General features: G+C 33.6%; 19 protein-coding genes, 1 pseudogene and 1 riboswitch. Of the genes and pseudogenes, 15 read left to right on the top strand and 5 right to left on the bottom strand.

Annotated features, from left to right (window positions below; genetic code table 11):
- The first annotated feature begins 22 nt into the window (after window positions 1-22).
- Window positions 23-130, top strand: a riboswitch (SAM riboswitch).
- A gap of 89 nt (window positions 131-219) precedes the next feature.
- Genes M1D64_RS09915 through M1D64_RS09905 form a run of 3 tightly spaced genes read left to right on the top strand, consistent with a single transcriptional unit; the run spans window position 220 to window position 2,772 of the window.
- Window positions 220-1,245: a methionine ABC transporter ATP-binding protein gene (locus M1D64_RS09915; RefSeq protein WP_041079624.1), complete on the top strand. Its 1,026-nt coding sequence runs from the start codon at window positions 220-222 to the stop codon at window positions 1,243-1,245.
- Entirely contained in the window at window positions 1,238-1,933 is a 696-nt protein-coding gene (locus tag M1D64_RS09910; RefSeq protein ID WP_037538908.1) for a methionine ABC transporter permease, read from the top strand. The genes M1D64_RS09915 and M1D64_RS09910 overlap by 8 nt, the downstream gene beginning before the upstream one ends.
- Window positions 1,934-1,956: 23 nt before the next feature.
- Complete coding sequence (locus tag M1D64_RS09905) at window positions 1,957-2,772, top strand: MetQ/NlpA family ABC transporter substrate-binding protein (protein WP_002483842.1); 816 nt, start codon at window positions 1,957-1,959, stop codon at window positions 2,770-2,772.
- A gap of 368 nt (window positions 2,773-3,140) precedes the next feature.
- On the opposite strand, the gene M1D64_RS09900 is transcribed toward M1D64_RS09905, so the two are convergent.
- The 3 genes from M1D64_RS09900 to popT all read right to left on the bottom strand — a co-directional run bounded on the left by M1D64_RS09900 (window position 3,141) and on the right by popT (window position 5,708).
- Window positions 3,141-3,563: a hypothetical protein gene (locus tag M1D64_RS09900; RefSeq protein ID WP_052463669.1), complete on the bottom strand. Its 423-nt coding sequence runs from the start codon at window positions 3,561-3,563 to the stop codon at window positions 3,141-3,143.
- Between the two features lie 133 nt (window positions 3,564-3,696).
- Window positions 3,697-4,719 carry a hemolysin family protein gene (locus M1D64_RS09895; RefSeq protein ID WP_002483840.1) on the bottom strand — a complete coding sequence of 341 codons (1,023 nt, stop codon included), beginning with the start codon at window positions 4,717-4,719 and terminating at the stop codon, window positions 3,697-3,699.
- A gap of 143 nt (window positions 4,720-4,862) precedes the next feature.
- The gene (popT, locus tag M1D64_RS09890) at window positions 4,863-5,708 is read right to left on the bottom strand and encodes a polyprenyl-phosphate transporter PopT (protein ID WP_037538904.1); all 846 of its coding nucleotides are present in this window, start codon (window positions 5,706-5,708) and stop codon (window positions 4,863-4,865) included.
- 353 nt (window positions 5,709-6,061) lie between these two features.
- On the opposite strand from popT, the gene sufC reads away from it, so the two are divergent.
- The 5 genes from sufC to sufB all read left to right on the top strand — a co-directional run bounded on the left by sufC (window position 6,062) and on the right by sufB (window position 11,655).
- Window positions 6,062-6,823 carry a Fe-S cluster assembly ATPase SufC gene (sufC, locus tag M1D64_RS09885; RefSeq protein ID WP_002483838.1) on the top strand — a complete coding sequence of 254 codons (762 nt, stop codon included), beginning with the start codon at window positions 6,062-6,064 and terminating at the stop codon, window positions 6,821-6,823.
- Window positions 6,824-6,924: 101 nt separating this feature from the next.
- The gene (gene sufD, locus M1D64_RS09880; RefSeq protein ID WP_002483837.1) at window positions 6,925-8,232 is read left to right on the top strand and encodes a Fe-S cluster assembly protein SufD; all 1,308 of its coding nucleotides are present in this window, start codon (window positions 6,925-6,927) and stop codon (window positions 8,230-8,232) included.
- A gap of 158 nt (window positions 8,233-8,390) precedes the next feature.
- The gene (locus M1D64_RS09875; RefSeq protein WP_037538939.1) at window positions 8,391-9,629 is read left to right on the top strand and encodes a cysteine desulfurase; all 1,239 of its coding nucleotides are present in this window, start codon (window positions 8,391-8,393) and stop codon (window positions 9,627-9,629) included.
- A complete protein-coding gene (gene sufU, locus M1D64_RS09870; protein WP_011303539.1) occupies window positions 9,619-10,068 on the top strand; it encodes a Fe-S cluster assembly sulfur transfer protein SufU in 450 nt (149 codons plus the stop codon). Before M1D64_RS09875 ends, sufU begins: the two co-directional genes overlap by 11 nt.
- Window positions 10,069-10,257: 189 nt before the next feature.
- On the top strand, window positions 10,258-11,655 hold the full coding sequence (gene sufB / locus M1D64_RS09865) for a Fe-S cluster assembly protein SufB (RefSeq protein ID WP_002483834.1): 1,398 nt from the start codon (window positions 10,258-10,260) through the stop codon (window positions 11,653-11,655).
- A gap of 286 nt (window positions 11,656-11,941) precedes the next feature.
- Here the strand turns inward: sufB and M1D64_RS09860 are convergent.
- Window positions 11,942-12,094, bottom strand: a pseudogene (locus M1D64_RS09860) (zinc ribbon domain-containing protein); the annotation flags it as partial.
- Window positions 12,095-12,359: 265 nt separating this feature from the next.
- On the opposite strand from M1D64_RS09860, the gene M1D64_RS09855 reads away from it, so the two are divergent.
- From M1D64_RS09855 to M1D64_RS09825, 7 genes are all read left to right on the top strand, one after another.
- A complete protein-coding gene (locus tag M1D64_RS09855; RefSeq protein WP_041079620.1) occupies window positions 12,360-13,379 on the top strand; it encodes a hemolysin family protein in 1,020 nt (339 codons plus the stop codon).
- A 116-nt stretch (window positions 13,380-13,495) separates the two neighbouring features.
- A complete protein-coding gene (locus tag M1D64_RS09850; RefSeq protein ID WP_041079618.1) occupies window positions 13,496-14,563 on the top strand; it encodes an NAD(P)H-dependent flavin oxidoreductase in 1,068 nt (355 codons plus the stop codon).
- A gap of 198 nt (window positions 14,564-14,761) precedes the next feature.
- Complete coding sequence (locus tag M1D64_RS09845; protein ID WP_480977476.1) at window positions 14,762-15,610, top strand: DUF72 domain-containing protein; 849 nt, start codon at window positions 14,762-14,764, stop codon at window positions 15,608-15,610.
- A gap of 10 nt (window positions 15,611-15,620) precedes the next feature.
- Entirely contained in the window at window positions 15,621-16,445 is an 825-nt protein-coding gene (locus M1D64_RS09840) for a sulfite exporter TauE/SafE family protein (protein WP_011303534.1), read from the top strand.
- A 22-nt stretch (window positions 16,446-16,467) separates the two neighbouring features.
- The gene (locus M1D64_RS09835) at window positions 16,468-17,787 is read left to right on the top strand and encodes a bifunctional metallophosphatase/5'-nucleotidase (protein WP_041079614.1); all 1,320 of its coding nucleotides are present in this window, start codon (window positions 16,468-16,470) and stop codon (window positions 17,785-17,787) included.
- Between the two features lie 81 nt (window positions 17,788-17,868).
- A complete protein-coding gene (gene lipA / locus M1D64_RS09830; protein ID WP_002483827.1) occupies window positions 17,869-18,810 on the top strand; it encodes a lipoyl synthase in 942 nt (313 codons plus the stop codon).
- Window positions 18,811-18,962: 152 nt separating this feature from the next.
- Window positions 18,963-19,352: a YutD family protein gene (locus tag M1D64_RS09825; protein ID WP_037538900.1), complete on the top strand. Its 390-nt coding sequence runs from the start codon at window positions 18,963-18,965 to the stop codon at window positions 19,350-19,352.
- Between the two features lie 126 nt (window positions 19,353-19,478).
- Here M1D64_RS09825 and M1D64_RS09820 read toward each other — a convergent pair whose 3' ends face one another.
- The gene (locus M1D64_RS09820) at window positions 19,479-19,745 is read right to left on the bottom strand and encodes a DUF3055 domain-containing protein (protein ID WP_002483825.1); all 267 of its coding nucleotides are present in this window, start codon (window positions 19,743-19,745) and stop codon (window positions 19,479-19,481) included.
- Between the last annotated feature and the right edge of the window lie 140 nt (window positions 19,746-19,885).

Here is a 19,885-nt window from a genome sequence, read left to right as displayed (position 1 = left end):
TAAAAATAATTAAATAACGAAACTCTTATCACGAGAGGTGGAGGGATGTGCCCTTTGAAGCCCGGCAACCGTCTGTAACAGAAATGGTGCCAATTCACATAAAGTTCATAGAAACTTTAGAAGATGAGAGAAGCAAACGTTGCTTTCTCTATTCTTCAATGAACATAGGGAAAGCATTTTTTATTTAATTGAAACAAAGCAATACGAGGAGGCAACAGAATGATTGAGTTAAATCAAATAGTCAAAAGGTACAAAACGAAAAAACAGGACGTACTTGCTGTAGATCATGTTGATTTAAGTATTCAATCAGGCTCAATTTTTGGTGTTGTTGGTTTTTCAGGTGCGGGGAAAAGTACATTAATAAGACTTTTAAATCATCTTGAGCAACCAACATCAGGAGACGTTATTATAGATGGTGACACTATAGGTAAGCTATCAAAATCGGACTTAAGAAAAAAACGTCAAAAAGTGAGTATGATTTTTCAACATTTCAATTTATTATGGTCACGTACTGTATTAAACAATATTACATTCCCATTAGAAATCGCAGGGATTTCACGACAAGAAGCCAAGCAACGTGCGCTTGAGTTAGTGGAATTGGTCGGATTGAAAGGGAGAGAAGATGCTTATCCTTCAGAATTATCAGGTGGGCAAAAACAACGTGTGGGTATTGCGAGAGCATTAGCTAACGAACCATCTGTATTATTATGTGATGAAGCGACAAGTGCATTAGATCCACAGACAACAGATGAAATATTAGAACTATTATTGAAAATAAAAGAAGAAAGAAACTTAACCATCGTTATTATTACACATGAAATGCATGTCATTAGACGTATTTGCGATGAAGTTGCAGTAATGGAAAATGGTAAAGTGATAGAACAAGGCAAAGTTTCAAGTGTATTCGAAAATCCACAACACGATGTGACAAAACGCTTTGTGAAGGATGACTTAAATGATGACTTCGACGAATCAATTAGTGAACTCGTGTCACTTAATGAAAATGATTACGTTGTGCGTTTGAATTTTACTGGGAACAACGCAACGGAACCATTAGTGTCATACATAACGAAGACACACAATTTAGATGTCAATATTTTGGAAGCTAATATTAAACATACAAAAGACGGTTCTATCGGATTTTTAATCATACAATTTGCCGTTGCAAATTCAGAAAAATTTGAAAAATTCAAGAATGATTTAGAGGCACAACATGTATCTGTGGAGGTGGTTAGACATGGGTAATTCATTAAGCGATATCCTCCGAGAAATGTTTACAATGCCAAACGTAAGCTGGGAAGAAGTTTGGGTTGCAACATATGAAACCATCTATATGACGGTAATAGCAACAATATTTGCATTTGTTTTAGGAATTATTTTAGGTGTCTTGCTCTTTTTATCAGCTAAAAGTAAGTCGCCAGTCGCTAGAGTATTTTATAGCATTGTTTCATTCATTGTGAATTTATTCAGAGCGATTCCGTTTATCATTTTAATCTTATTGTTAATTCCATTTACAAGTTTAGTATTAGGCACAATCAGTGGTCCTACAGGTGCATTGCCAGCATTAATCATCAGTGCAGCACCATTCTATGCAAGATTAGTGGAAATCGCATTTAAAGAAATTGATAAAGGTGTAATCGAAGCGGCTTGGTCAATGGGAGCGAGTACTTGGACTGTAGTGAGAAAAGTACTTTTACCAGAAGCAATGCCAGCATTAGTATCTGGCATCACAGTGACAGCCATCGCATTAGTTGGTTCTACAGCAGTTGCAGGTGTCATCGGTGCAGGTGGTTTAGGTAACTTAGCTTATTTAACAGGATTCACACGTAATCAAAATGATGTCATATTTGTTTCAACTATTTTAATACTTATTATTGTGTTCATTATTCAATTTATTGGTGATTGGGCAACAAATAAAATTGATAAAAGATAAATTCATAAAGGGGAGATTTTTATATGAAAAAGTTATTAAGTTTAGCTTCGGTCGTTGTGCTTGCACTTGTTCTAGCAGCATGTGGTAATGGTGGTGGCGGTAAAGATAAGACGATTACTGTCGGTGCTTCACCAGCGCCACACGCTGAAATTCTTGAAAAAGCAAAACCGTTATTAAAAGATAAAGGTTATGATTTAAAGATTAAAACAATCAATGATTATACAACACCTAATAAATTATTAGATAAAGGAGAAATTGACGCAAATTTCTTCCAACATACACCTTACTTAAACACTGAGAAAAAAGATAAAGGCTATAAGATTGAATCTGCAGGTAATGTTCATTTAGAACCTATGGCCGTATATTCTAAAAAATATAAAAGTTTAAAAGATTTACCTAAAGGTGCTACTGTCTATGTTTCAAATAATCCTGCTGAAGAAGGTCGTTTCTTAAAATTCTTCCAAGACGCTGGACTTATTAAAATTAAAAAAGGTGTTAAAATTGAAGATGCTAAATTTGATGATATTGTAGAAAATAAAAAAGATATCAAATTTAACAACAAACAATCAGCAGAATATTTACCAAAAATTTATCAAAATGAAGATGCGGATGCCGTCATCATTAACTCTAACTTTGCTATTGATCAAAAATTAAGCCCTAAAGATGATTCTATTGTCTTAGAAAAAGCGAAAGATAATCCATATGCAAACCTAATTGCAGTTAAAGATGGACATAAAAACGATAAAAAAATCAAAGCTTTAATGGATGTATTACAATCTAAAGAAATTAAAGATTACATCAACGATCATTACGATGGTGCAGTTGTACCAGCAAAATAATATTGAATATATTAACAAACCCTTTAACTCAAATAGTTAGAGGGTTGTTTTTATGTTTGGAATATTGTGAAACGGCATTATTTAAAACTAAAACTACAAAGTAAAAGACGAGTGATAGTTATTTTTTACGTTACACATGTAAAAGAAGTATAGTTACTATACGTTTGTTTTTCGTTATTATTACTAAACGCGCTATAGTTTGTTGTATTTGCGATACAGAAAAGTTCAAATGAATCGCTAAATTTAATTTTAATGTCTTTCAAAAAATTTGATGTTTGGAAACTAATATTAAATTTTGCTCTGTAATGTTCATTAATTCCTAAAATTTAAATACAAATTAAAAACACTTTAGTTTTTCAATTTTTAAATCAAATTAACCATTGGAAACTTTGTATAATGTCTTTACTTAAATTAAATGAGTTCGGTTGATGCTTTAATCGTTTTTTATATAATTTGCCTGCATCTTCTTCTTTGATTAGCATGTCCATACCCGCTTTTGTTACTAAAGTGGAAGAAAATTGAATAATAAGTATATCGGAATCTAAATAAATAATACGCCACTTGCTAGAGAAACATCGTAACAATCCTTTGCCTGTCCAAGTAAATTGATCGTCCTTTAATTTATCATAACCTAAGATAGATTTTGTTTTGTATTTTGTTTGATACTGTACTTTGTCTAGCAATATTAATGGTTCCTTTTCTATTATTGAATAAGAGATAGAAGGATTTGCTTTTTTGCCAGAAGTCCACATATTAAACGTTGACGCAATAATCTTCCATTTTCCAGGCAAATGTTTAATGTATTGAATATTGATCGCTCCTCTGCATAAGTTATTTTGTCATATAGAATTAAATTTACAAAAAAGCGCAATAGGTCACGTCTTATGATATGTGCCTATTGCGCCTATGTTTTATTATTTTATGTTAATCGTGTTCATCTTTAATATCGCCGACGATATTTTCTAAAATGTTTTCCATTGTAATGATACCTATAGCTTGTTGATTTTCATCTTCAACAAGGGCGATATGAATTTGTTGCGATTTCATTTGTTCAAGTACCTGATGATATTTTGTAGTCAATTTAATTTTAAGGATATCGTGTGTGATTTCCTGAACTGAAGTGACACTGTCATTTAATAAATCTTTTGAATGAATGTAGCCAACAATGTTCGTTGGATTATCTTTGATTACCGGAAATCTAGTATAGTTTGCATTGTTTACATAAGATTTTGTTTCATTTATATCGCTATTTATATCGATAACAGAAACTTTTTCTAAAGGTAGATAACCGTCTTTTATTTTCATTTCATCAAAAGCGAAGGCACGATTAATATGAGTTAATTCGTTTTCAGAGATCTCTCCACCTTCGTGACTTTCTTTAATTAATAGCTTTAACTCTTCTTCTGAATGATACAATTCACTTTCTTTAGCAGGTTGCATGCCGAACATTTTTAAAATTAAACGCGCCGAACCGTTAAGGATATATATAAATGGATAAAATATTTTGTAAAACATAATGATTGGTTTGGCAATGATTAATGTGATTTGTTCAGCTTTTTGAATTGCAATGGTCTTAGGTGCCATTTCTCCAACAACAACGTGTAAGTAAGTCGCAATAACAAAAGCACTGATTAAGGTGAATATATGGATCATTGTTTCAGAAAGTCCAATACTACTAAATAAGGGATGTAATAAAAATTCGAAAGTGGATTCACCGACCATACCTATTCCTAGAGCGGTAATTGTGATACCTAATTGACAAGCAGCTAGGTATTCATCTAAATGCGTTACGACTTTTTTAGCGGCAATCGCATTTTTATTATTTCCACTAGCAAGTGAATTGATACGAGATGAACGTACTTTGACGATTGCGAATTCTGTCGCAACAAAGAATGCAGTTAATGCAAGTAATACTATAAATGTGATTAAACTAATAAGGGTTCCCAAAAATTAATTAATTCCTCCATTGATTTGTTATTCAATCTATACCGATTGATATTCTATTATATAAAAATTAAGAATTCATGGCTAGTGTAACGTATTACACTGAGTGATTTTTTGAAGCATGATTATAATTTAGGTTGAAACGGTTAATCGGCGGTCACCCTACCTAATCTATAACTGATCACAAAACCTAATAACAGTGTAACGATTGATATAATCCAAATCATTATTGTACTTGGTAAACCGGGGAATACAGCATATAGTGAACCGATTACAAATCCTATGATTAATGCGTATGTTAAATAAGTATAATAAGACAATAAATATTGGATTAATTTACTAGAACACAAGAATCCGAATAATACGCCACAACCGACAGTAATTAAAATAGGTAAAGCTGCAAAGTTAAGTGAAACAAATTCAGAAATAGCATACATGATTGTACCGTAAACACCGAATACGAGTAACATAAATGAACCTGAAATGCCTGGTAATAACATTGCACTAGAAGCACATGCGCCAGCAATAAAATATTTTAATATAAGTCCTGTTGAAAGTGATAGTGTTTCTCCCGCATGCTTATCACCACTATTCATCACAGTCATCATTACTATGATGATAATGCCTACAACTAATAATAAATAATGCGGTGTTGTAAAAGTGTGTTTAAAACGAGAAGTTTTCAATAAATAGGGGATGATACCACCAATTAAACCTACAAAAAAGAACATTGTTGGAACAGTATGCGTATTAAGTAAATAGTTGATTAGTTTACTAAGTAAACCGATTGCAACTACCATGCCGATACCGATAGGCAGTAAAAACTTTAAACTTTCCCAAAAACGTTTTGAAAAAAGACCACTGATAGAACGTATAAAATCATCGTATATACCCAGTAAGAGCGCGATTGTACCGCCACTAACACCAGGTACGAGATCTGTCGTTCCCATCGCAAAACCTTTCCAAAGATTTGACCATTTGATTTTTGACATATTCAATTCCTTTCTTAAATAAAATGTATTAATGATAATAGCATAATATGGCCTATTACAATAATGAAACACGTAAAATAAAAAGGATGTAAAAAATATATTTTTGATTATATTGCGGAAAATTACCATTGAGAACATGATATCGTTTTTTATCAGTTAAGAAATACTTACTATTATTATCGAAAATGATTGTGTTTTAATAACGATTTTAATTTAGCACTTGAAAAGGTTTATATTCACCTATAACTACGTTATAATGAGATGATGTAACAAGGGCTCAGTCTTTTGACTGTAGATTAAAATTATTATAAACTAGATAGGAAAACATATCATATAATACGGAGGGAATATGTATGCCATCAACATTAGAAATTAAAGACCTACATGTGTCTATAGAAGATAAAGAAATCTTAAAAGGTGTTAACTTAACAATTAACACTGGTGAAATACACGCAATTATGGGGCCAAATGGTACGGGTAAATCAACATTATCATCTGCAATCATGGGACACCCTAGCTTTGAAGTAACTCAAGGGGAAGTTATCTTAGATGGCGTCAACATCTTAGAATTAGAAGTTGACGAACGTGCGAAAGCAGGTCTTTTCTTAGCAATGCAATATCCATCAGAAATCACTGGTGTAACTAATGCAGATTTCATGCGTTCAGCAATTAATGCAAAGCGTGAAGAAGGCGAAGAAATTAACTTAATGCAATTCATTAAGAAACTTGATAAAGAAATGGACTATTTAGATATAGATCAAGATATGGCTCAACGTTATTTAAATGAAGGTTTCTCAGGCGGAGAGAAAAAACGTAATGAGATTTTACAATTAATGATGTTAGAACCTAAATTTGCTATTTTAGATGAAATTGACTCTGGTTTAGATATCGATGCGCTAAAAGTTGTTTCTAAAGGTATCAACCAAATGCGTGGTAAAGAGTTCGGTTCATTAATCATTACGCACTATCAACGTCTATTAAACTACATCACACCTGATCACGTTCATGTAATGTATGGTGGTAAAGTAGTTACTTCAGGCGGTCCTGAATTAGCGAAACGCCTTGAAGAAGAAGGTTACGAATGGGTTAAAGAAGAGTTCGGTGCTGCAGAATAAGTCTCAACTCATATTAAATATATTAATTTAGATGAAGATTTAAGGTCTTGATTTAAGCCGATGAATTAAATCATATAATCATCAAATGGGAGGAAAATAGTATGACGACTGAAACTTTGAACATTTCTGAAGCGCAACTTGTTGAGTATTCACAAGCCCATAATGAGCCAGCTTGGTTAACAGAATTACGTAAAGAAGCGTTGAAATTAACTGAAACTTTAGAAATGCCAAAACCAGATAAAACAAAAATTAATAGATGGGATTTTGACTCATTTAAACAACATGAAACGACAGGCGATGTATATCAATCATTAGAAGCATTGCCAGAAGCTGTTAAAGAGATTATTGATATTGAGAACTCAGAAAATTTAATTATCCAACATAATAATACACTTGCTTTTTCTAAAGTTTCTGACTCTGCAAAAAATGACGGTGTCATTGTAGAAGGCTTAGCAGATGCGTTAGTAAATCACCCAGATTTAGTGAAACAATATTTCATGAAAGAAGCAGTAGTTGTAGATGAGCATAGATTGACTGCGTTACACACAGCGTTATTAAACGGTGGTATGTTTGTTTACGTACCTAAAAACGTTGTCGTGGAGCACCCTATTCAATATGTTGTGTTACATGATGACAACCAAGCAAGTTTTTACAATCATGTTATTATTGCTGCTGAAGAAAGTGCAGAAGTAACATACGTAGAAAACTATTTATCAAATGCAGACGGTGAAGGCAATCAACTAAACATTATTTCAGAAGTAATTGCTGGTGCTAACTCAAAAATCACTTACGGATCAGTTGATTATTTAGATAAAGGCTTTACGGGTCATATCATTCGTCGTGGTACAGCAGATGCTGATGCGAAGATTAATTGGGCTTTAGGTCTAATGAATGAAGGTAGTCAAATTATTGATAATACAACTAACTTAATCGGTGATCGTTCTGAAAGTGAATTGAAGTCCGTGGTAGTTGGAACTGGAAGTCAAAAAATCAATTTAACTTCTAAAATTGTTCAATATGGTAAAGAAACGATTGGTTATATTTTAAAACACGGTGTTATGCTTGAAAGTGCTTCAACTGTATTTAATGGTATTGGTTATATTAAACATGGTGGTACGAAATCAAATGCAAACCAAGAATCTCGTGTATTAATGCTATCTGAAAATGCTCGAGGAGATGCTAACCCAATCTTATTAATTGATGAAGACGATGTAGAGGCTGGACATGCAGCTTCTGTTGGTCGTGTAGACCCAGAACAACTTTATTACTTAATGAGTCGTGGTATTTCTCGTCAAGAAGCTGAACGTTTAGTTATTCACGGCTTCTTAGATCCAGTAGTACGTGAATTACCTATCGAAGATGTAAAACGCCAATTACGTGAAGTAATTGAACTTAAAGTAAACAAATAATTAACAAAAATAAATGTAGTCAAGGACAGTAGTAATTAAATTGTGATGTCAAAATTTGAACGTATGTAAATGGTTATTAAATACGTTTTACAAGTTATGATTGAACCTTTACTAAGGTCTGATTATTGATTCTTAATTAAGGAAGGCCTGTGAATAATTTGACTGATACATTAAATGTTACTGAAATTATAAAAGATTTTCCGATTCTCAACCAACAAGTGAATGGCAAAAGATTAGCGTATTTAGATACAACGGCCACTAGCCAAACGCCTGTTCAAGTGATTGATGTTATGGCGGATTATTACAAACGTTATAACTCAAATGTGCATCGTGGTGTTCACACACTTGGTTCATTAGCAACAGATGGTTACGAGAGTGCACGTGAAACGGTCAGACGTTTCATTAATGCTAAATATTTTGAGGAAGTCATTTTTACAAGAGGTACAACGGCTTCTATTAATATTGTTGCACATAGTTATGGTGACGCACATGTTTCTGAAGGTGATGAGATTGTTGTTACTGAAATGGAACATCATGCAAATATTGTGCCGTGGCAACAATTAGCTAAACGTAAAAATGCACATTTGAAATTTATACCAATGACTGAAGATGGGCAATTAGCGTTAGAAGATGTTAAGGCAACAATCAATGATAATACTAAAATTGTTGCGATTGCACATGTTTCTAATGTCTTAGGTACGATTAATGATATTAAAGCAATTACTGAAATCGCACACCAACACGGTGCAATTATCAGTGTTGATGGTGCACAAGCTGCGCCTCATATGGCACTAGATATGCAAGCGTTAGATGTCGATTTCTATAGCTTTAGTGGCCATAAAATGCTAGGGCCAACAGGTATTGGTGTTCTGTATGGTAAACGTACGCTACTTAATAAAATGGAGCCTACCGAATTCGGCGGTGACATGATAGATTTTGTAAGTAAGTACGATGCTTCATGGGCAGATTTACCGACTAAATTTGAAGCTGGTACACCATTAATTGCACAGGCAATTGGTTTGGCCGAAGCAATTAGATATTTACAAAATATTGGCTTCGAAGCGATTCATCAACATGAATCAGAATTAACTGCATACGCTTATGATAAAATGTCAGAAGTAGATGGTATTGAAATTTATGGACCTGCCAAAGACAAACGTGCAGGTGTCATTACTTTTAATATGGTTGATGTTCATGCACATGACGTTGCGACTGCAGTAGATACTGAAGGCGTAGCAGTAAGAGCAGGGCATCATTGTGCACAACCACTTATGAAATGGTTAAATCAATCTTCTACAGCGCGTGCAAGTTTTTACATTTATAACACGAAAGAAGATATTGACCAATTCGTTGAAGCATTGAAACAAACGAAGGAGTTTTTCTCATATGAATTTTAATAATTTAAATCAGTTGTATCGTTCAGTTATAATGGATCATTATAAAAGTCCTAGAAATAAAGGTACTTTAGACAATGGTTCTATGACGGTAGACATGAACAATCCAACTTGTGGGGATCGCATTCATCTAACGTTTGACATCGAAGATGGTTTCATTAAAGATGCTAAATTTGATGGTGAAGGTTGTTCTATTTCTATGTCGAGCGCTTCTATGATGACAGAAGCGGTCAAAGGTCACACATTGGCTGACGCTATGAAAATGAGCCAAGAATTTTCAAAAATGATGCTTGGTGAAGAATATGAAATTAGCGAAGATATGGGCGACATTGAAGCGTTACAAGGTGTTGCGCAATTTCCAGCAAGAATTAAATGTGCCACATTAGCTTGGAAAGCACTTGAAAAGGGTACAGTTGAAAAGGAAGGCAATACAGAAGAGTAAAGATTCATTCGAATTGATACGTTGACATTGTGTAAAATTCCATTCAAACTGGAAAGAACAACAAGATAAATAAACGTGAATATGTATAGATAGAATAACAGTCTCTATGAGATAAAGTAAAAAATGCAAATAACAGACAAATCAATTAGCACGTTAGTCGTTTTTTAATATATAAAAGGAGTGATTTAAATGGCTAAAAAAGCACCTGATGTTGGGAATTATCAATATGGTTTCCACGATGAAGATGTTTCCATTTTTAGATCAGAACGCGGTTTGACGGAAAATATTGTCCGTGAAATTTCAAATATGAAAGAAGAACCAGAATGGATGCTAAATTATAGATTGAAATCATTAAAACAATTTTATAAAATGCCTATGCCACAATGGGGTGGGGATTTATCAGAATTGGATTTTGATGATATCACTTACTATGTTAAGCCATCAGAGAACACTGAACGTTCTTGGGATGAAGTGCCAGAAGAAATCAAACGTACATTTGATAAACTTGGTATTCCAGAAGCAGAGCAAAAATATCTTGCTGGTGTTTCAGCACAATATGAGTCAGAAGTTGTTTACCATAATATGGAAAAAGAACTTGAAGATAAAGGCATTATCTTTAAAGATACAGACAGTGCTTTAAGAGAAAACGAAGAGTTATTTAAGCAGTATTTCTCAACGGTTGTGCCAGCTGCAGATAACAAATTCTCAGCGTTAAACTCAGCTGTATGGTCAGGTGGTTCATTCATCTACGTACCTAAAAATATTAAATTAGATACACCATTACAAGCTTATTTCCGTATTAACTCAGAAAATATGGGACAATTCGAACGTACTTTAATCATTGCAGATGAAGGTGCTTCAGTGAACTATGTTGAAGGTTGTACTGCCCCTGTTTACTCAACAAGCTCATTACACTCAGCTGTTGTTGAAATTATTGTTCATAAAGATGCACACGTGCGTTATACAACAATCCAAAACTGGGCAAACAATGTTTATAACTTAGTAACGAAACGTACATTAGTATACGAAAATGGTAACATGGAATGGGTTGATGGTAACTTAGGTTCTAAATTAACTATGAAATATCCAAACTGTGTACTAATGGGCGAAGGCGCTAAAGGTAGCACATTATCGATTGCATTTGCTGGTAAAGGACAAGTTCAAGATGCAGGCGCTAAAATGATTCATAAAGCACCTAATACTTCTTCAACGATTGTCTCTAAATCTATTTCTAAAGATGGCGGTAAAGTTGTTTATCGTGGTATCGTTCATTTTGGTCGTAAAGCGAAAGGTGCGCGTTCAAACATCGAATGTGATACTTTAATTTTAGATAATGAGTCAACTTCAGATACAATTCCTTATAATGAAGTATTCAATGATAATATTTCTTTAGAGCATGAAGCGAAAGTTTCAAAAGTTTCTGAAGAACAATTATTCTACTTGATGAGTCGTGGTATTTCTGAAGAAGAAGCTACAGAAATGATCGTAATGGGCTTCATTGAACCATTCACGAAAGAACTTCCAATGGAATATGCTGTTGAAATGAACCGTTTAATTAAATTCGAAATGGAAGGAAGTATTGGTTAAGATTTTCTAATCTCTAACTTTCTTTTATAAAATAATAAAACACGAGTAATACCTATGGTTAAAGTGTGCATCAAGTGATACTTTAACTATAGTGTATACTCGTGTTTTTTTGATATGATTTCAGTGTAAACATACAGGTTCAATGTTGGAAGTAATCATATACATTGCTTGCCATATTACATAGTGTATAAACTTAGTGTCATTTACGCCAACGATCTAATTTTGCCATGAATTTTTTTGTGTACATTTTGTTTAAAAAGAATTTTTGAACTTTATTCATATCGGATTATTGGAATCTTTTCAGGTTATATGCGTACATTGCATCAAAATCTAGGTTCATTGTAAAAGCACCATCTTGGTAACAATGAAGACAGTATTTTTTCGATAAAATACCATCACTTTCTGTACCAACTGGTGTTTTTTTATCAAGTGGCATACCACAACTTTGGCATTATTGAACTTTGGCCATAGAAATACTCTTGTCTGTTATTTAAATTTGTAGAGCAAATTATGGTGATAAAGTACTTTAACATGAGGATGATGAAAAAGTGAAGCTACACCGTATAAACTTTATTTCGGTTTTAGATATATGCTATATCATTTAATTTATCAAGTGGAAGCGTGTTTATCATATATAGGATTAGGGAATAAAATATCAAAATATAAAGTTTTTTAATAATGATTGCTAAAGGAGTCTTGCACTGATGATTATTGCTATAATCATACTTTTGTTTGCTTCATTTTTCTTTTCAGGAAGTGAAACAGCTTTAACTGCTGCAAACAGGATGAAGATACAAACAGATGCACAACACGGAAACAAAAAAGCCGGAAAACTCGCAAAGTTATTAAGTAAACCGAGCGAATTTATAACTACGATTTTAATAGGTAATAATATTGCAAATATTATTTTACCGACACTTGTAACAATTCTTGCAGTTGATATGGGGATTAATGTTGGGTTAGCTACAGCAGTAACTACGATAGCAATTATCATTATTTCGGAAGTTATACCCAAATCTATCGCTGCCACTTATCCTGACAGAATGTCGCGTTTGATTTATACACCAATTTCATTTTTTGTATTTATTTTTAAACCAATCACTAAGATATTAAATGCATTAACAGATTTGATAAATAAAGCACTATCAAATGGTACAGATGAGACAAAGCGCTTTTCTAAAGAAGAAATTAGACAGATGGTGACGATTGCAGGCAGTGAAGGTGCGTTTAATGAAATAGAACGAAATCGCATACAAGGTGTCATGGATTTTGAGCAATTAAAGATTACAGATATAGATACAACACCACGCATCAATGTTACAGCTTTTCCATCAGATGTTTCATACGAAGATGCATATGAGACAGTCGTATCAAAGCCTTACACTAGATATCCAGTCTATGATGAAGATATAGATGATGTGATAGGTATTTTCCATTCTAAATACTTACTTGCATGGAGTCGTGAACCAGATAATGATATTTTAAACTATACATCTGAACCTTTATTTGTGAATGAGCACAATAGAGCCGAGTGGGTGTTAAGAAAAATGACAGTTTCAAGAAAGCATTTAGCGATTGTGTTAGATGAATATGGTGGCACCGATGCGATTGTTTCTCATGAAGATCTGATTGAAGAGATGCTCGGAATGGAAATTGAAGATGAAATGGACGAAGAAGAAAAGGAAAAATTAGAATTACAGAAAAAAGCATATAGTGAAAAATAGTTTTTGAGGAAGTATCTATCTAGTGTGAATTTGAGTTGGTTGCTGATCAAATCAAAACGGATAAGGTAGTCTGCGTCTCGACTTGCCTTAGACGTGTATTAAAGGAGTATGTTGGTATGAAATTATCTACAAGAGTTACTGGGTTATTGAATGTAAAATATCCAATTATTCAAGCGGGCATGGCTGGTTCAACGACACCTGAATTAGTTGCAACTGTGAGTAATGCTGGTGGATTAGGTACAATTGGAGCTGGATATTTTAGATCAGATAGATTAGAACAAGAAATTACTTATGTTCAAGAATTAACGGATTTACCTTATGCAGTCAATTTATTCGTACCAAGTGATAAATTATACATCCCTGAAAAAGTGGAACATATGAATGCATGGTTAAAGCCCTATAGACGTGCATTTAATATAGAAGAGCCTGTAATCAATATGACTGAAAAACAGCAATTTGAAGATGCGATTGACCTAGTTATTGAAAAAGGTGTGCCTGCGGTTTCATTTACATTTGGTATTCCGGAACAAACAGTTATTGAAAAATTAAAAGAACGTCATATTAAATTAATTGGCACAGCAACAAGTGTTGAAGAGGCAATAGCCAATGAATCTGCAGGAATGGATATGGTCATTGCGCAAGGTAGTGAAGCAGGTGGTCATAGAGGCGCGTTTTCTGAAACTGCAAGCCAACTTACACCGCTTATTGGCACCATGTCTTTAGTTCCTCAAATGGTTGATCAAATCAATATCCCAGTCGTAGCAGCAGGCGGGATTATGGATGGTAGAGGATTAGTGGCTAGTATGGTATTAGGCGCAGAAGGTGTTCAAATGGGCACAGCATTTTTAACATCAGATGAAAGTGGTGCAAGTCAACTATATAAGCATGCAATTAGTCAAAGTAAAGAAACGGATACAGTTGTCACTAATGTTATTACTGGTAAACCAGCAAGAGGCATAGATAATGAATTTATTCATAAAATGAATGAATATGATGATGAAATTCCAGATTATCCGATACAAAATCAACTGACAAATGCATTGCGCAAAGAAGCCGCAAATAAAGGTAATGCGCAGTGGACACATTTATGGAGTGGTCAAAGTCCAAGGCTTGTACAACATATGTCGGCTTGGGCACTAATAGAAAATGTGGTTAAACAAGCAAATGAAATAATGAATCGATAACTGCAACGCCATATATGAAAAATTATCAAAGACGAGACTAGAAGGCTTAATGAATTATTAAGTTGCTAGTCTCATTTTTTATGATACATAGTAAATCATTTGAAATAAAAATCTTTAGTTTTTTAAAGTTATCGTAAATTGAATTTAATCAAGTGAATATCATAAATCATCTGTGGTATCATTAATTTGGTGATAGATATGATAAATATTGGATTAACAGGTTGGGGCGACCACGATACATTATATGAGGATTTGCAACGAAAAACAGATAAATTAATTACATACGCAAGTCACTTTCCAATAGTGGAACTTGATGCAACTTATTATGCCATACAACCTGAAAGGAATATAAGAAAGTGGATTAAAGAAACACCAGAACGCTTTGAATTTATTGTTAAAATACATCAAGCACTAACACTTCATGCTGATTTTCATGATTATGCAGAAACAAGACAAAGCCTTTTTGATCAATTTAAGGATATGTTACAACCGCTAATAGATGAAAGTAAACTCGCTATGATATTAGTTCAATTTCCACCATGGTTTGATTGTACCGTACCGAATATTACATATATAAGATACGTGCGAGAACAATTAAAAGACTTTCCGATATGTGTCGAGTTTAGGCATCAATCGTGGTTTAATGATCAATTTAAAGAAGAAACATTGGCGTTTTTAACGCAACAACGCATCATCCATGCTGTTTGTGATGAACCACAAGCAGGTCAAGGGTCTATACCGCTCGTCAATAGAATCACGCATGAAAAAGCATTTGTACGTTATCATGGTCGGAATGTTCACGGGTGGACGAAAAAGGACATGACCGACGAGGCATGGCGCGACGTGAGATATCTATATGATTACAGTGAATCTGAACTACAAGATTTAGTGAATAAAGTTAAAGTATTAGAACATAAAGCCAAAAAAATTTATGTTGTATTTAATAATAATTCTGGTGGTCATGCAGCACAAAATGCTAAAACATACCAACGCTTGTTGAGCATAGATTACGAAGGATTAGCACCACAGCAATTAAAATTATTCTAGGAGCGATAAGATGTTAACAATTATATTATTGATTTTAATTGGTGGTTTGTCAGCGGTCATAGGCTCTTTAGTAGGTATTGGTGGCGGCATAATAATAGTTCCGACAATTGTATACTTAGGTGTGGATAATGATTTGTTACACGGCATAACACCTCAAATTGCTATCGGAACATCTTCTGTTATATTAATTGTAACCGGCTTATCTTCCACACTTGGTTATCTTAAGACAAAACAAGTTGATGTTAAGAATGGATCGATATTTTTATTTGGCTTACTACCAGGTTCATTAATTGGTTCAATCATAAGTCGTTATCTGACATTAGAATCATTTAATTTATATTTTGGTATATTTTTAATCTTAGTTGCCATCCTATTGATGGTGAGAAATAAAATTAAGCCTTTAAAAGTATTTGCGAAACCACAATATGAAAAAACCTATGTGGATGGTCATGGGGAAACATATCACTATCACGTACCACCATTGGTTGCATTTGTGGCTACATTATTTATTGGTATTTTAACAGGACTCTTTGGTATTGGTGGCGGTGCTTTAATGACACCACTAATGCTCATTGTATTTAGATTCCCACCGCATGTTGCGGTAGGTACGAGTATGATGATGATTTTCTTTTCAAGTGTTGTCAGTTCAGCAGGTCATATCGTACAAGGTCACGTAGCCTGGGGTTATGCAATCATCTTAATTATAGCAAGTTATTTTGGTGCTAAATTAGGTGTCAAAATTAATCGATCCATTCAATCGAATACTGTCGTTACATTATTGCGTGCAGTCATGCTCATAATGGGTATATATCTAATCATTAAATCATTTTTATAAAATAAGAGGAGGGAAAACATAGATGAAATTAACAATTTATCATACGAATGATATACACAGTCATCTACATGAATACGCACGTATCACTGAGTATTTAGCTCAAGAGAGACCTAAATTGAATCATCCCTCGCTCTACTTAGATATAGGTGATCACGTTGATTTGTCAGCGCCTGTGACTGAGGCAACGATGGGTATCAAAAATGTTGAATTATTAAATGATGCACATTGTGATTTGGCTACGATTGGTAATAACGAAGGTATGACGATATCTCATGATGCATTAAACACATTATACGATAATGCAAAATTTGATGTGACTTGTGCCAATGTTTTTGATGAACGCGGTCAATTACCAAATAATATCTCTTCATCATTTATTAAGGTAATAGATGGTGTGCGTATATTATTTGTGGCTGCTACAGCTCCATTTACGCCTTTTTATAGAGCGCTAGACTGGGTTGTGACGAATCCATTAGAAGCAATTAAAGACGAGATAAGTGCTAATGAAGGTGCTTATGATTTATTAATTATTATGAGTCATGTAGGGGTCTTTTTTGACGAAAAGTTATGTCAAGAAATACCTGAAATTGATTTGATTTTAGGAAGTCATACGCATCATTATTTCGAAAATGGTGAATTTAATCATGGCGTGCTTATGGCAGCTGCAGGTAAATATGGTTATTTCTTAGGAGAGGTTACTTTAGAGATTGAAGATAATGTTGTAGTGCATAAAGAAGCAACGATTCACCCTATAGAAAAGCTGCCTGAAGTAGAAACACATTTTGAAGCGGAAGGCAAGGCACTCCTTAGTGACGCTGTCATAGATTATCCCATCCAATTACCTAGAAGAACGAACATGATTTCACAAACATCTTATATGCTAGCAGAGAGTTTGTTTGAATTTACGAATGCAGATTGTACGATTATTAATGCTGGTTTAATTGTACAAGGAATTGATGGTAATCAAATTACAGAATATGATATTCATCAAATGTTACCGCATCCAATTAACGCAGTGCGTATTAAATTAAGTGGTCAAGAATTAAAGCAAGTAATTATTAAAAGTCAAAAGCAAGAATATTTGAATGAACATGCGCAAGGTTTGGGTTTTAGGGGTGATATTTTTGGCGGTTATATTTTATATAACCTTGGATTTATCGAATCGGAATCACGTTATTTTATCAATGGTGAAGAAATAGATAATGATGGCACGTATATCTTAGGAACAGTTGATATGTATACATTTGGTAGATATTTCCCAATGTTAAAAGACCAAGCCATAGATTACTTAATGCCAGAGTTTTTACGAGATATTTTCAAGGAAAAATTGTTAGAATATTAAATTGTTGTAATAATACGTTTTAATTTGTTGGAAATTTCGTTATAATGATTAGAGATTTCAAATCGGGAGGATTGTCATGTTATGGCTACTAAAAATGAAGAAATTTTACGTAAACCAGATTGGTTAAAAATAAAACTAAATACTAACGAAAATTATACTGGTCTTAAGAAAATGATGCGCGAAAAGAATTTACATACAGTTTGTGAAGAAGCAAAGTGTCCTAATATACACGAGTGTTGGGGTGAGCGTCGTACTGCAACATTTATGATTCTTGGTGCAGTTTGTACACGAGCTTGTCGTTTCTGTGCAGTTAAGACTGGTTTACCTAACGAATTAGATTTAGATGAGCCAGAACGCGTGGCAGAATCTGTAGAGTTAATGAATTTAAAACATGTTGTTATTACTGCAGTTGCGCGTGATGATTTAAGAGATGCAGGTTCAAATGTATACGCTGAAACAGTGCGTAAAGTACGTGAACGTAATCCATTTACATCAATTGAAATCTTACCTTCAGATATGGGCGGAGATTATGATGCATTAGAAACATTAATGGCATCAAAACCGGATATCTTAAACCATAACATCGAGACAGTTCGCCGTTTGACACCGAGAGTTCGTGCTAGAGCGACTTACGATCGTACATTAGAGTTCTTGAGACGTTCTAAAGAATTACAACCTGATATTCCTACAAAATCAAGTTTAATGGTGGGATTAGGTGAAACACACGAGGAAATTTATGAAACAATGGATGACCTTCGTGCTAATGATGTGGATATTTTGACAATAGGTCAATATTTACAACCTTCACGTAAACACTTAAAAGTTGAAAAATATTACACACCTTTAGAATTTGGTAAATTAAGAAAAGTAGCAATGGATAAAGGTTTTAAACATTGCCAAGCTGGTCCACTTGTAAGAAGTTCTTATCATGCAGATGAACAAGTAAATGAAGCTGCAAAAGAAAGACACCGCATCGGAGAAGAAAAACTTGGTAATGAAATTGGTACAGATACGAATAACTAATTAAAATAAGGCTTAGTTCATTTTAGATGATTGCGTGTATCGCACTATATGAACTAAGTCTTTATTAGAAATATGATATAAATATGTGAGTCATTTTAATATTTTATTATTTATAATTGAGTTTATGAAATGACATAGATTAGGTGAATGATATGATAAAAGTAAATGGACAATACTTTGAGATAATAGAGGAATATAGAGCGTGTTTTGAAGAAGAAACATTTGCCAACAGATACTCAGATATTTTGGATAAGTATGATTTCATTGTTGGTGATTTTGGATATGACCAATTGAGATTAAAAGGGTTTTATAATGATAATAATAAAAAGGCAGAGTTAAGTAAACGATTCTCAACAATACAAGATTATCTATTAGAGTATTGTAATTTTGGCTGTCCTTACTTTATTTTAAGACGTATTCCAGAAAGTGAAATTAAGACACAGTTAGATGAAAGCGAAACAACAGAAAGTGACGCGATACTTGAAGAAGATAAACTGCATGATGTTAAAATTCAGCCCAGTATCCAACAATCAGAGAAATAATATAAGCTGGCAAACAGTGAATAGATATTTCCATTTTAACAAAACAAACCAAAGGCGATTATACGCTTTTGGTTTGTTTTTATTGATTAATATTTTGAGGCATAGTGCAAGTACTATGGCATCATGTTATTGAATGACTTCATTTAAATATGCTGTAATCTCGTTACCTTCGATTTCAGACACACCAAGAATATGTGCGATATAGCCTTCTTCTTCTAAGTCATCTGTGCCAATAATGCCAAATTTATTTGTTTGCATATTAAGGACGATTGTTTTCCCAAAATGGCGGTTGGTTTGAACTAGCATTAAATCATAACGGCTGTGTTCACCAACAAAACCAACAAATTGGGCTTGTGCAGATTCATCATCATCATATAGATACATATCAATCATGTTTAGGCTCCTAACAATATAAGTATTTAGTTTAAATTAGCTTATTTAAAGCAATTTTGATCTTACTAAAAGTCTTGATTTACAGTATAACCATAAATGAATTTGTCTGCAAAGTTATGGTATGATGAGATGGATAGGGG

Source organism: Staphylococcus sp. Z5-21, assembly GCF_056529615.1.
This window is presented reverse-complemented; position numbering and strand designations above follow the sequence as displayed.